At 52.8% G+C, this 13561-nt stretch carries 15 protein-coding genes; 3 read left to right on the top strand and 12 right to left on the bottom strand.

Translation table 11 applies throughout. From position 1 onward, the window contains the following. Nucleotides 1–86: 86 nt before the first annotated feature. The 9 genes from opgB to AM379_RS10970 form a co-directional block, all read right to left on the bottom strand. On the bottom strand, nucleotides 87–2378 hold the full coding sequence (gene opgB, locus AM379_RS10930) for a phosphatidylglycerol--membrane-oligosaccharide glycerophosphotransferase (RefSeq protein ID WP_014168500.1): 2292 nt from the start codon (nucleotides 2376–2378) through the stop codon (nucleotides 87–89). A gap of 269 nt (nucleotides 2379–2647) precedes the next feature. Further along, nucleotides 2648–3130: a DUF2501 domain-containing protein gene (locus tag AM379_RS10935; RefSeq protein WP_020885299.1), complete on the bottom strand. Its 483-nt coding sequence runs from the start codon at nucleotides 3128–3130 to the stop codon at nucleotides 2648–2650. Between the two features lie 85 nt (nucleotides 3131–3215). Next, nucleotides 3216–3953, bottom strand: coding sequence for a DNA replication protein DnaC (gene dnaC, locus AM379_RS10940; protein WP_014168503.1), 738 nt, complete (start codon nucleotides 3951–3953; stop codon nucleotides 3216–3218). Beyond that, complete coding sequence (gene dnaT, locus AM379_RS10945; protein ID WP_106503705.1) at nucleotides 3950–4495, bottom strand: primosomal protein DnaT; 546 nt, start codon at nucleotides 4493–4495, stop codon at nucleotides 3950–3952. Before dnaT ends, dnaC begins: the two co-directional genes overlap by 4 nt. Before the next feature lie 147 nt (nucleotides 4496–4642). After that, nucleotides 4643–5071, bottom strand: a complete 429-nt coding sequence (locus tag AM379_RS10950) for an organic hydroperoxide resistance protein (RefSeq protein WP_006174091.1) — start codon at nucleotides 5069–5071, stop codon at nucleotides 4643–4645. An 84-nt stretch (nucleotides 5072–5155) separates the two neighbouring features. After that, nucleotides 5156–5608: a MarR family winged helix-turn-helix transcriptional regulator gene (locus AM379_RS10955; protein ID WP_014168505.1), complete on the bottom strand. Its 453-nt coding sequence runs from the start codon at nucleotides 5606–5608 to the stop codon at nucleotides 5156–5158. Nucleotides 5609–5649: 41 nt separating this feature from the next. Then, entirely contained in the window at nucleotides 5650–6291 is a 642-nt protein-coding gene (locus tag AM379_RS10960; protein WP_106503706.1) for a TetR family transcriptional regulator, read from the bottom strand. Nucleotides 6292–6358: 67 nt separating this feature from the next. Then, on the bottom strand, nucleotides 6359–6832 hold the full coding sequence (locus AM379_RS10965; protein WP_106503707.1) for a threonine/serine exporter: 474 nt from the start codon (nucleotides 6830–6832) through the stop codon (nucleotides 6359–6361). After that, the gene (locus AM379_RS10970) at nucleotides 6823–7599 is read right to left on the bottom strand and encodes a threonine/serine ThrE exporter family protein (protein WP_014168508.1); all 777 of its coding nucleotides are present in this window, start codon (nucleotides 7597–7599) and stop codon (nucleotides 6823–6825) included. The genes AM379_RS10965 and AM379_RS10970 overlap by 10 nt, the downstream gene beginning before the upstream one ends. Before the next feature lie 411 nt (nucleotides 7600–8010). On the opposite strand from AM379_RS10970, the gene AM379_RS10975 reads away from it, so the two are divergent. Continuing rightward, on the top strand, nucleotides 8011–8748 hold the full coding sequence (locus AM379_RS10975) for a helix-turn-helix transcriptional regulator (protein ID WP_014168509.1): 738 nt from the start codon (nucleotides 8011–8013) through the stop codon (nucleotides 8746–8748). Then, nucleotides 8745–9380 (top strand): DNA-binding transcriptional activator BglJ, encoded by a 636-nt coding sequence (gene bglJ, locus AM379_RS10980; RefSeq protein ID WP_032681707.1) that lies wholly within the window; start codon nucleotides 8745–8747, stop codon nucleotides 9378–9380. Before AM379_RS10975 ends, bglJ begins: the two co-directional genes overlap by 4 nt. Nucleotides 9381–9418: 38 nt before the next feature. Here bglJ and AM379_RS10985 read toward each other — a convergent pair whose 3' ends face one another. Beyond that, on the bottom strand, nucleotides 9419–9877 hold the full coding sequence (locus AM379_RS10985; protein ID WP_014168511.1) for a YbaK/EbsC family protein: 459 nt from the start codon (nucleotides 9875–9877) through the stop codon (nucleotides 9419–9421). 328 nt (nucleotides 9878–10205) lie between these two features. Between AM379_RS10985 and AM379_RS10990 the strand changes: the two genes are divergently transcribed. Next, nucleotides 10206–11552, top strand: a complete 1347-nt coding sequence (locus AM379_RS10990) for a PTS sugar transporter subunit IIC (RefSeq protein ID WP_025205610.1) — start codon at nucleotides 10206–10208, stop codon at nucleotides 11550–11552. Between the two features lie 47 nt (nucleotides 11553–11599). Here AM379_RS10990 and fhuF read toward each other — a convergent pair whose 3' ends face one another. Together fhuF and AM379_RS11000 are read right to left on the bottom strand one after the other, a co-directional pair. After that, on the bottom strand, nucleotides 11600–12388 hold the full coding sequence (gene fhuF / locus AM379_RS10995; protein WP_020885292.1) for a siderophore-iron reductase FhuF: 789 nt from the start codon (nucleotides 12386–12388) through the stop codon (nucleotides 11600–11602). A gap of 94 nt (nucleotides 12389–12482) precedes the next feature. Then, complete coding sequence (locus AM379_RS11000; RefSeq protein WP_025205608.1) at nucleotides 12483–13547, bottom strand: GGDEF domain-containing protein; 1065 nt, start codon at nucleotides 13545–13547, stop codon at nucleotides 12483–12485. Between the last annotated feature and the right edge of the window lie 14 nt (nucleotides 13548–13561).

Consider the following 13561-nt stretch of genomic DNA (forward strand, 5'->3'; position numbering starts at 1 on the left):
TATGGTATCTCTGTCTTATTTTTAATGGTTTTATAGGATTATATATTTACATAAAGCGCCCGGCAGAACGCCGGGCGCAGAAGGGATCAGCTCTCTTTACTGACAATTTTAATCTCTACCATCCCGATGCCGAGCTCGCGCGGTGAATGGCCAAGAATATTTCCCTCATTCGTCGGCTGCGGGTCCGGCGGAACAATCACCAGCGTATTGCTGCGGGAAGGATTATCAAAATGCAGCGTGGTGGTGGTGACGTCATTTCCCAGCGTCAGCGTTTGCTCTTTATCGCCCACGCGAACCGGGATGGGACGGTTCGCGTTTGGACCATAGGCCCGGGCGGTGATCACCAGGTCGAATTTTTCCGGCAGAGGATGTGCGTACTCAATCTTCACTTCACTGCCCAGCTGCGCATTAGACCAGCGCCCCCAGGATTCCGGACGCGAGATGCCGCTGAACTGTTTGACCTCTTCCGGTGCCCCGGCCACGTTGAAGATAAAGCTGTCTGCTTTATAGCGAATATCGTTATCCACGATTTTCAGCATGTCGACATTTCGCTGATAGCGCGCGGTATCGATGACCGTATCGTTGAATGCGGTTTTGCCTTTCCACTGCGCTTTATCGACATGCTGCACGGTTTGCTCCCCGCCAAGCTGTCCCTGAGAAACGCACCAGTCGGTTGAGAGAGCCAGTGGCTGGGACCAGAGCTGGCCCATTTTGTAGCACCTGTCGACCCAGACAAAATTATCGCGAGGGGCGAAGTCGGCCAGCTGGAAACGCAGCGGCGCAGAGTATTCGCTTTCCGGCAGCGGTTCTACGCGCGTATCCGACACGCGCAGCAGCAGCGGCAGACGGAAATGGCTGCCGGAGAAGGCGATGGTGTTTTTATCCTGATCGATGGTGAAGTCTTTCATCTCTTTCGGGAAGTTCCACAGGCGGATGATGTCCGGCTTCCACGCGAGGATTTTCTCCTTCATGTTGAGGAACACTTCCGACAGTGACTGCCCCGAGAGCGTACTGCGGCCAAGGCCAATAAAGTTATCCCCGCCCAGAATATCCAGCACGGTTGCGCCGTTATCCATGGAGTTGCGTTTGGTGGCGATCACGTCCTGTTGCGGCTGGTCGCCGCGCAGAATGAAGAACAGATTGCTGCGATCCTGTTTGCTGAGCTGATCCCAGGCGCTGTTTTTCATCGCCAGATGGTCAGATGAGACGACGATGACCGTGTTTTTAAAATACGGCGAGGCTTTGATTTTCTCGACCAGGGCGGCGATATGCTCCTGACTGCAGGTTACCGCGCTGAACGACGTGTTGTTTTTGCCGTCAATCTCATAGCGTTTGCGCTTACAGGTGCGCGAGACAAACCCGTCCGGATGGTGGGTATCTACCGTCAGGGCAAAGAGGGAGAAACGCTTGCCGGCGCGGGACAGTTCCTCGAACTTTTTCCAGGTTTCGTCCAGTACCGTGTCGTCGTAAAAGCCCCAGTCGTTGCGGTAATGCGGGTCGGCAACGGTCGTTTTTAACTCTTCTGAGCCATACAGATGGTCAAAACCGTGGGATTTCAGGAACACATCTTTTCCGGCAAAGCGCAGGTTAGCCCCCTGTACGAAGTAGTTTTCGTAGCCGGAGTTTTTCAGGATATCGCCGAGGCAAACGTTCTGCGGGAAGAAGCTCGACATTGAGGCCGAGGCATTACCCTCAAAGGGGGCGAAGAGCGGGATACCGCACTGCGAGGCAACCATCCCGGCGATGGTGTAATCCGTACCGGGCAGCTGCGCGGTATGGCTGAAATCAAGACTTTCGTTTTTCAGCGCGCCCAGCTCTGGCGTCAGGTTCGGGAAGGCATTGTTATCAAACCAGGTGCGTTCCAGACTCTCGCCGTAGATATACACCAGGTTAAGCTTCGGGTTGGCTATTTTTTTGGACGGCTCTTTATACCAGGCCATGAAATCCGGGTCGCCGTCGCGCGACTGTGACTTTACCAGCTCGGTTATCTGATGAAACGCCGGGCTGGCATCCACGGACGCCAGCGCCAGACAGAGTGCCAGCAGGCTGTAGCCGCCATGATGCGGAAGATGTCGACGGCGGCGCAGCACCCAGGCCAGGGCACCAAAAATAATCACCAGCGCCGCAATTAGGCCAAGCCCGGGAAGAATGTATTTACCCACGCCCGCGCCTGTCAGGCTATTCGTCAGCGTGTAGAGCACCGCATCGTTAATGCCGTCACCGGTAAAGTAATCGCTGGCGTATAAGGTAATGTTTAAAATAATAAAAATGCCGAGCACCACCAGCGTGGCGATAAACCACCAGGTGTTACGGCCCGCTTTGCAGGCGTAAACGCCGACAGAGGCCAGAAAAAGGACAAGGGACATTAACTCTGACAACAGTCTATCCTCATGACGCCAGGCGCTTAGCTGGCTAACTGATTATTTTTTGGGTTATACAATGTAATTGCGTTGTCGTGTAGCTGCAATTTTAGTGTCACGAAAGTGTGCTGTTGTTAGGATTTGGTTTAGAAAATCGTTTTTTTGAAGGGGGTCGCATCCTGACATACGGACGCTCAGACGGTGGCAGGCAGGAAAAAGACGGCTTTAACGCCGCGTTAAAAGAGTAACGTCTTAAACGCGGCGTGTAATGGCAATACAGGCGGGGATCAGGAGATGAAATTAACGCCTTGTTTCAGCACCAGATCGCAGGCTTTGGTTTTCACCTGTTTCGCCAGCGAGGAGTTGCCGATGGTGCTCAGGTTGAGCTGTTGACCGTTTTGCGCATTCAGCAGGCCCTGAATACCATCCATATAGTTGGTGTCCTGTTTCTGCTCCTGTGTATCCAGACCGAGTTTGCCCAGCACCTGATTTTTCACGTTTTGCGCGTCGGTCACGGAGGCCAGTTTTTGCTTCGCGCAATATTCCAGAATCCCCGCGGCGTTGTTCATTGTGCCTGCGCTAAGGCTCTGGGTGCTGTTACCCAGCAGGCCGGTAAGGGAAGAGGCTGACAGCCCGCCCTGGGTGCTGCTGCTCTCTTTGGTCAGTTCGCTCGCTGCGCTGGACAGCGAATCCTGCCAGGATGCGGCCTGTGCCGCGCCGGTAACCAGCAGGGCGCCTAATACGGTGCTGAAAAGAAACTGTTTTTTCATAATGGCTTACTCAAAAAAGGTCCGTTTTGGGGCGAAAGTGGAGTCAGTATATACCTCCGGGCCACCGGTCTTTCCTGGAAATATCTTAATACTCTTTACCGGTGACACGGCTGCGGTAACTTTCCCAGTCGAAGATGACATACAGACTGTTCCCGAGCTTCATGCGATCCATGACGCGTTCGCCCAGCAAGCGGGTCATTTCGTCGATGTTGTGGTTAGTCAGCATGCCGGTGGGGCGTTTGGAGGAAGAGCGGCGATCGACAATCTGGTTAATGATCACTTTTTCATAGCGGGATTCGGTCTGGACGCCAATCTCATCAATAACCAGTAAATCGACATTACTCAGGTCATTAAGCAGTTGCTCTTCGCTGGTTTCGCGGTTGCTGAAGGTGTCTTTCATGGCGGACATGATATCGGCCACGGTGATGATCAGCACCGATTTCCCGCGCAGCAGCAGCTCGTTACAGATAGCGGCCGCCAGGTGGTTTTTCCCCGTGCCAGGCTTGCCGCTAAAAATGAAGCTGGCGATATTGCCGTCGAATTCATCCACGTACTGACGCGCGGCAGCGAGTGCATTCATCTGCCCGTTGGTCTCAATTTTATAGTTATCAAATGAGCAGTTCTGGTGCAGGGGGCGAATACCGGAACGGTTAAAGGTGCGCTGCATTTTCATCGCCCGGTTTTCGCGGGCCAGCGCGGCGGCGCGGATCTTACCCTGCTCTTTTTGCCACGCCAGGAGTTCTTCACCCGTCGTGAAGGCGGGCTTCACGTTGGCTGGCATCATCTTTTGCAGACGTTTCATCAGGTCGCCGACGTTCTTCATTTCGCACCTCGGAATCCATTTGGGATCTGTTTATCCGGTTCGGAAAACGCGTTGATATCACGTTTTGGCTGGCCGTTATTGCTGGCGCGATTAATTTGCAGATGACGCGCGAGCTTCTGTTGCCACTGAATATGAGTGAATACTTTGCCTTCCGCCTGCCACCACGCGGTAAACGCGGCCAGCTCTTCGGGGGTAGCCGGTTGCGTTAACGCTATGCCCCACAATGCCGCCTGCCGTTGAAAATCAGCATCAGGTTGCCAGCCCGCATACAGGGCAAATTTACCCATGGGAACGGCCACGGGGACGCTAACCGGCTCGTCAAAGAACTGGTTATCGAGGGTTACGTCGCTCGCCGGGCGGGACAACTGCGCTTCAATCTCCAGAAGCTGTGCCAGACGTTCTGGTGTGATGGCATAAAACGCCGGAGCGTTGTCAGCAAATACCGCAACCGTGCCGCCTTCGGCGTGGGTCAGCACACCGCGGGGATCGCGCATAAAGGCATCAATACCAGCAATGCTGGTGGTCAGAATTCTGGAGGACATAACGCTTACTCTACTGATAACTACGGGCGTGATATGGGCTTATGGTAGCACAGAGAGCGGGAAGGGAAGGAGGGTTTTCCCCGGCGGCGCGATGCCTGCCGGGGCGACAACGGCTGGCCTGATAAGCGTAACGCCATCAGGCAGTTATCAGGCGATAATGTTCAGCGTTACGTCGATGTTACCGCGGGTCGCGTTAGAGTACGGACACACAATGTGTGCTGCATCGACCAGTTTTTTGGCTTCTGCAGGATCCATACCTTCAACGTGGATGTTCAGTTTTGCTTCGATACCAAAACCGGTTGGCAGCGGCCCAATCCCCACTTCGCCTTCTATAAAGGCCTCTTTCGGCAGGGTAAATTTGTCGCGCGCGGCTACAAACTTCATGGCACCCAGGAAGCAGGCAGAGTAGCCGGCAGCAAACAGCTGCTCAGGGTTGGTGACGTCACCGCCCATGCCGCCCATCTCTTTTGGCACGCCGAGTTTAACATCCAGTACGCCGTCGGAAGAGGTCGCACGGCCATCACGGCCTCCGGTTGCTTTTGCTTTGGCAGTGTAGACAACTTTTTCTAAAGACATGGCAGATTCCTCATCTTACATTAATGTGCGCTATTAAATAGCGTGCGATATATATGGGTAAATAAATACGCGTAAAGTATAGCCTTACGCGCGTTGGATCTGTTGTCGCAAACGTTCCAGCTGCTGCTTAAGTGACAGCATGGTCTCAGTATCACACTGGGCGGCGCATCCCACTGCATGGGGGATCCCGGAAGCCTGCTGCTGGAGATGACGTCCCGCATCGCTCAGGGTGACGGCGACCTGACGCTCGTCTTTACGTGAGCGGTGGCGATTTATCAGCCCCGCGCTTTCCAGACGCTTCAACAGCGGCGTCAGCGTGGCAGAGTCAAGGAACAACCGTTCACCGATGTCCGACACCGTAATGTCATCCTGCTCCCACAGCACCAGCATCACCAGGTATTGCGGGTAAGTCAGGTTCAGCGGTGCCAGCAGTTGCCGGTACAGCTTGTTCAGCGCCAGATTTGCTGAATAGAGAGCAAAGCAGAGCTGGTTATCCAGCAGGAGCGCAGCGGTCGTGTCGTTCGTTTTCGCGTTCATGAGATGAATATAGATAGTGTACGATTTAATTGCAAGCTACTTTATGGGCAGGTATAGCGGAGCGCCACCTGAACGGCCATTTTGCGGTAGTGCTGGCGCTGTGCCTGTTCGTCCGCACCCTCTTCAAACAGCAGGGTGAAGGTGTAGCTGTTGGCAACGTAGTGGAAGCTGAAACTGCTGATCAAACGATGCAGATCGCGGGCTTCAACCTTCTGATTGAACAACTGCTTTTCTTTCCCGCGACGGAGGATCGCTTCCAGCAGATCAAGTGCGCTGCGGTTGACCTGGCGGAGGTAGCTGGACTGCTGCATAAAACGGCCACGCTGCATGTTTTCCATGCAGATAATGCGGATGTAATCCGGGTGGTCGGCATGGTAGTCAAAGGTGGCTTCAACCAGATGAACCAGCGCTTCGACAGGGGGCATTCCCGCCAGGCTGAGCGCCTGTTCACTGGCGCGGATCTGGGTGTAAACATACTCCAGTACGAGAAGATACAGGTTCTCTTTGTTTTTGAAGTGGTAAACAACCATGCGTTTGGTGGTGCCGGCTTTCTCCGCAATTTGTTCCATGCGGGCACCGTTCAACCCGTATTCGGCAAACAGCGTGATAGCGCTCTGAAAGATTTTCTCTTTCAGGCTGGATTCTTCATTGTGCTCGGGGAGTTCGCTGCCTGGGTTAGCCACATCCTTTCCTTATCGTCACCAAACGGATGGGAGTGATTATCCTCACGGCAGCGTAATAACACAAATCTCAAACCCGTGGACGTTTGCGGTACAGCCACAGTCCGGGGATCGACAGTCCGATAGAGAGCGCACCGACAATGGACGAAGCCTTAAGAAAGTTGCTCAGAAGGAGGATCATTTGCGGTTCGGTGTAGCCGAAATGGCTGATTTTCACCGCGGAAATCATGGCCGTATAGGCAGATATGCCGGGGAACATCGGGATAACGGCGGCGACGGTGAATACCTTTGGATGCGCCAGATACCAGCGCGACCACTGAATTCCGATGCTACCGACCAGCATTGAGGCCATAAATGTTGACCATTCAATGTTGAATCCCGCCGTCATCATCACCATTCGCGAGCCATGACCAATAGCACCCAACAGCGCGCACCACGGTAACGCGCGTTGCGGAACGTTAAAGACCATCGCAAAACCGACGGCAGGGATCGCGGCCAGTAGCATATTCTGCGCCAGCGCCAGCAGAAAATCGATCACGCCCATCCGCGTAACCCCCAGAGTGTCATGGCCATTACCACACCAATGCAGGTTGCAAGCGTCAGCAGGCTGGCAATCGCCCAGCGTGCCAGACCGGTATTGATGTGACCCTTAAACATATCGGCTACGGCGTTAATCAACGGGAAGCCGGGCACCAGCAGAAGCACGCTGGCCGCCATGGCAATCGTCGGCGTGTTGGCAAACTGCGGCAGACGAAGCAGCAGGCCAGAAACCGTGGTGGCGACAAAAGCGGTAATGCAGAAATTAATTTGCGGGTGGAGTTGGCGGTGCGTCAGGAGCTGGCGCACGTACATGGCGATACTGCTGGCGAAAAAGGTGATGACCGCGCCGTCCCAGCCGCCTTTGTTGAGCTTACAAAAACAGGCGCAGGACAGCCCGACCATTAACACCACCAGCCAGCGGGGATAACGTAAGGGCTTAATCTGGTTGAACCGTTTTTCAATGTCGTGCAGGTCGAGAAGCTTATGCTCAGCAAGAATGACAATATGCTGGACCTCGGTTACAACGTGCATATTGATGCCGCGGTCGTGGTTTTTGCGGGTGGAGGTCAGGCACTGACCGTCTTTTATGGTGGTCAACACGATAGCATTGGATGAAATGGCGCTCTCAACGCTGTCCATACCCAGCGCCAGCCCCAACCGGGTGGAAAGTTCCTCGACCAGCGCGCTTTCCGCCCCGTGCTGGAGCAGAAAAAGACCGCACTGAATACAGAGCCGCGTGATGGCACGCTGCGTTGATCGATCTGCCTGCATGTCATGTCCTGAAGAGAAGGTGAATAGCTTGCCTGTTGGCCCGTCATGCTTACTTTTAGCACAAACTGCAGTGCCTCTAGCTGTGGGTCAGATCAAGATTTATGCAAACAGTTGCGGGCTGTCTGGCGGCGGGATGCGGTTTTGGACCATAAACATGATGAATTATTAATTGGGAAATATAAGATATTTATATTTAGTTTTACTAAGTTTATATTTTAATTATTTTAAGGCCTTTATAATTAAATTTATCTGTGCTTTGTGAGATATTACCGCTGTTTTAGGCATTTCTTAAATGAAGCACACATCTCATCTTCTGCTTGTATTAATCAGTTTTACACTCAGGGACGAATACACTTATACCTTGATGCGTTTTAACGTTACTCATCATATGAAAATGGACACGGAGGGTCTATGTCGTCATTGAATGGTAAACATGGCGTCGTCATTAGCAGGATACCCGTAATGCAAAACGGGTTGGGGGGCGTAATGACACGCCATTTTGCCGATTTTGATTTAACGTTTTGCCGTTCGCTGCAGGAATTAACCCTGCTGCAGTTACGGCGTGCAGACGTCATTATCGCTGATATTTCAGGTGAATACAGGAATCCCCGGGGCACGCTCGAAGAATATTACGGTTTATTAAATCAATATCGGGATATTCACTGGATTTTTTTAGTCTCCCGGCCGCTTTATCCTATTGCCGTTGAGCTGCTTATGCGTCCGGAAAGCACGTTGCTTTCTGATATGGAGCCGATAGAAGGCGTAATTAACGCCATCCGTGCAGGCAGTGAACGGGCAGAGCGGATAAGCCAGACGTTATTAACGCCCGAACCTGCCTGTAACGATGATGAAGACGACCGCGTCATTGCGCTCACCCACTCTGAACGCAAGGTATTGCGTCTGTTAGGCAAGGGCTGGGGGATTAACCAAATTGCCACTTTGCTCAAGAAGAGCAATAAAACGATCAGTGCACAGAAAAACAGTGCGATGCGACGGTTGTCATTACGGAGTAATGCCGATCTGTACGCCTGGATCAACAGTACTCAGGGATTGAGAGAGCTGAGTTTAATGTCAGCCTATGGAGAGTTCGAGGAATGGATAAAACCGGTTCAACAAGACATATTGCCGTCATCGAAAATTGCGCGATGAGTGCCGTCGGGCTGGAGCACCTGTTTGCACTGCCCACGCTCAGCCATTATCAACTGCACATGTTCAGTGAATTTGACAGCTTTAAGAAGGCGCTTCCTCATGTCTCTTTTTTCTCGCTGATCTATTCACTTTCTGATGCGCGAGAAGAGCGTCGAAACTGTCTGGCATCCCTGCGGGATCTCGCGTTTACGCATAATCATATTCAGCGCATCATCCTGGCGGCAGATGAAATGGAAGCGCGGTTAATCAGCCATCTTTCCCCTTCACGCCTTCACGGTGTCGTCAGTAAATCGGTGTCGCTCGACCGCCTGCAGGAGGAGTTACTGGTGTTGCTGAGTGAAACGCTGCACATCAATGACAATATGCTCAACCACTGGTACAAGAGTCAAAACAGGATGTTAAGCCCAACGGAGCGGGCGATTTTGCGGTATATGTCCTGCGGGTTTTCTATTCCTGAAATCGCCGCGCAGCTTGAGCGCAATATTAAGACCATCCGGGCGCACAAGTTTAATGCGATGGTGAAGCTTGGGGTCAATTCTGACGTGGGGCTGCTTGATGCGGCAGATATTCTGACTCATCTCCCGGCCCGGGATCCGCGAACATCAGTATTAAGCCAGCCGACATTTTTATAAGCTGATATCTGTGCGCCAGACAGGCTCTGGCGCCTCATTCAGATGCAAACATCTACCCATTTTGCGGACGTCAGTTCTGCCATTCTGTCTGGTGAAATACGCACGGCACTGTGAATTGCACCCGCGGCCGGCAGCACTTCAGCATACTGTTTCAGTGAAATATCGCAATAAACCGCGAGCGGATTTTCCAGCCCAAACGGGCACACGCCGCCAACAGGATGACCCGTGATGGTGACCACTTCATCACAACTGAGCATGCGTGCTTTTGCGCCAAACGTGTCTTTCAGTTTTTTATTATCCAGACGCGCATCACCTTTCGCGACCACCAGAATGACGTCATTTTTAACCTTCAACGACAGCGTCTTGGCGATTTGTCCCGGCTCAACACGATGGGCGGCAGCAGCCAACGCAACGGTTGCGGTACTCTGGCTGAGTTCGATGACCTCTATATCCGGAGCGTTGTCGGCAAAAAACTGCTGTACAGACTGCAAACTCATTGTTTCCTCCTGACAAATATCCCGCGTAATCTGTCATAAGAATTTATGCTCTGTAAATATCTCTTCAGTAACAAATATCCCACACGGCCGATTTCTGGATCGCCTTCACATTCACAGAAACCGGTTACAGTAACCGGTTGCAGACCGTGAGTGAGAGATTAATACTGACTGTGTAACGTCCCCTGTATCCAATAATAAGAGCTAAATATGAAACCATTCCGTCTGAGCAGTACCGCTGGTAAACGCGCCGGCAAGGTTGTGAAGGTGATGTATGGACCAACGTATGGCGTGTATGCGCCCGTCATAAACGTCTGAAAGGAGATCTGCTATGTCTGCCAACCATGCTGCGTTTAATCTGATATTTCGTTTTGTAGAAAATTACGTCAGCCCGATTGCCGGGCGGATCTCCTCCCAGCGTCATGTTATGGCTATTCGTGATGGCTTTATCTCCGCGATGCCGTTCATGATTGTGGGTTCATTTTTACTCGTCTTCGCGTATCCACCGTTTTCGCCTGATACCACCTGGGGTTTCGCGCGCGCCTGGCTGGACATGGCGAAGCAATTTGAAGGTCAGATCCTCACGCCGTTTGATATGACCATGGGCGTTATGTCCCTGTATATCTGCGCGGCCATTGCCTATAACCTTGGCAAACACTATGTCAAATCGCATCAGTTAGATCCGTTTATGTGCGCCATGCTGTCGCTGATGGCGTTTCTGCTGGTCGCGGCGCCGAAAACCAAAGGCACGCTTCCGGTCGACAGCCTCGGCGGGACAGGCATTTTTACCGCGATTCTGGTGGCTATCTACTGCGTTGAGATGATGCGTTTTCTCAAAGCGCATAACATCGGGATCCGTCTGCCGGACCAGGTTCCGCCGATGATCAAAAACTCCTTTGATCTGTTGATCCCGGTGCTGGTGGTGGTGTTGACGCTTTACCCGCTGAGTCTGGTGATTCAGTCTGAGTTTGGCATGCTGATCCCGCAGGCGATTATGTCTGTCTTCAAACCGCTGGTTTCCGCCGCAGACTCCCTGCCGGCAATCCTGCTGGCGGTGTTGATTGGGCATTTGCTGTGGTTCGCCGGGATCCACGGTGCCGCGATTGTCTCCGGGATGTTGCAGATGTTCTGGCTGACCAACCTGGGCGCTAACCAGACCGCGCTGGCCGCCAGCCAGCCGCTGCCGCATATTTTTATGGAAGCGTTCTGGACGTTCTTTATCGTCATCGGGGGGTCAGGTGCCACGATGGGGCTGGTGTTCTGCTACCTGCGCAGCCGCTCCGCTCATCTGCGTTCTATCGGCCGTCTGAGCGTGGTGCCAAGCCTCTTTAACATCAACGAACCCGTTATTTTCGGTACGCCGATTGTCATGAACCCGGTGTTCTTTATTCCGTTCCTGCTGGCACCCATGGTTAACGCCGTGCTGGCCTGGTCGGCGATGAAGTTCGATCTGATTGGCCGCGTGATCTCCGTTGTGCCGTGGACGGCACCTGCACCGGTAGGTGCCGCATGGGCGCTGGGCTGGGATTTCCGTGCAGCCATTCTGGTGGTGGTCCTGGCGTGCGTATCGGCCATCATCTACTTCCCGTTCTTTAAAGTGTACGAGAAGCAACTGCTGGAGCAGGAAGCGGAAGAAGCGCAACGTAATGCGGAAGAGGAAAATCAGCAGGTAGCGTGAGAAACGGATGCCGGGTCAGCGTTAATGCGGCCCGGCAACACCTGACCTTACTTGAGCGTACAATCTCCACACTGCTGAACGTCCGGCAGGCGATAACGCTGGCAGCAGGTGCGGCGAACCAGAAGCCCGTCACGAAGGACCACGGTGCGGAATAACGGGTTATCGCGGCCATCGGAAAGCTGTTTTGCAAAGAAACAGGACTGGCGCAGGGCCTCGACCTTCTCATCACCGAGCAGAGGTTTCATTTCCGTCAAATACCAGTGGATTAAATACCCGGTATTGCTCCAGATAAGCTTCCCATTGATTTCCCCCGTCTCTTCCAGCGCATCCACTACCGGGATCAGGGCGCGAGTTATGAGTTGCTCCATACGTTCCTGAGCAGAGAGGTGCTCTGCGTTCTGGTCTTCGTGGAGATCAATCCAGAAACAGGCCGCACGGCCGGTCTCGTGGAACTCGACATGAAAATATTCCGGGGAGAGTTCCAGCATGCCCTTTTGTGTGAGCAGCGCCAGCATGAGTGGGGGCACCATCAGCCCGATATACCACTGCGCCCAGAGGGAGAGCAGGGGTTTATTTTCCCGCGTAAGGGTCGGTTGATTGCGATAGATATGGTCGGAATAGGTTGCCAGCAACGACTGCAGTGTCGACGGCTGTCGCCACTCTTCCAGCGTCATGGCGTGGTGCGGGTGCGCTTCATCCAGCCTGATAAAGTCCAGCAGGTGGGCGCGGGTTTTAGCGATCTTATCCCTGATGGCATCCGCAAGCGAAACATTCCCGGTGGGGAGGCGGGCTCTCCAGAGAAGGGGTTCAACGATTTGTGCGGTATGAGTGGCCATAGTAGAGATACAAATCTAAATGATAATGATTGCCAATCCTAACTATTGCTCATACCGATGGCAAGACTTTTGTCCGCGTTATATGACGCCGCGCTTACGCGGTCTGAAGCTCTTCGCTCAGCAGGATGTTATTGCGCCCCATATGCTTTGCTTCGTAGAGGGCTTTGTCCGCTTTCTCCAGTGCACCTTCGGCGTCTTCATCCTCAAAAATGGCAATCCCAATGCTGATGGTGACGTTTGTCGCCACGCTTTCATTGAACATATGCGGGATTTTTAAATCGTAGACTTTCTGGCGGATCCGCTCTGCCGTCTGACGGGCATGCTCGAGAGAAATATTGGTCAGCAGAACCATAAATTCTTCCCCGCCGAAGCGCGCCACAATATCACGTGAACGCACGGCATCACGGATGGCAGCAGAGACCCGGATCAGCGCCTGGTCGCCCATCATATGGCCGTAGTGGTCGTTGTAGGCCTTAAAGTGGTCGATATCCATCAGCAGGACAAAGTGCTCGCCGTTCTCCACTGCCGGAAGATTCTCCAGCCGGCTTTGCAGTCCGCGACGGTTATAAAGGCCGGTAAGCGGGTCCATCATGCTCAGATCGGTGAGGGTCTCACGCTCCTCCAGCAAACGGGAGAGCAGTTCCTGCGCGAAGCGATCGTTACGTCTTTGCAAAATGTTATGAATCGCAATTGCTACCACAGGAAGTGCGAAAGAATAGGTCATTCTCAGCCATATATCATGATTACTTAACCACAGGCAGACAATAAATGTGGGGAAGGAGTGCAGCGTAAATGCTTTGATATTACTGGCGAAGGCCAGCGTACCAATAAACAGTACCGTTAATAATGCCATGATCAAATAGGTCGCCTGATCGTGGGTAATTAACGAAAATTTCGAGGCCACCTGCCACGCCCATAAAATACCGAAGATCGCTGAAACGGCAGGAATATTTACCTTGCGGGTTCTCTTTTTCCAGTGCCAGACGAGCAGCCCGGTGCTGATAACAAAAATAGAAATCAGAGGGACTGATAACAGGCGAATAGAATAGAGCGGGTTTGTTACCGAGAACACAGCTGAGGTCGCGTTCAGAAATAAAAATAAACGTAACGATAATTGATATTTACTGTGGACCAAAGACCGCCAGGATTGTGATGTCATAGTAGTGCGTTTTT

Source organism: Enterobacter cloacae complex sp. FDA-CDC-AR_0132, from assembly GCF_003010695.1.
In the GTDB taxonomy this organism is placed as follows: domain Bacteria; phylum Pseudomonadota; class Gammaproteobacteria; order Enterobacterales; family Enterobacteriaceae; genus Enterobacter; species Enterobacter ludwigii.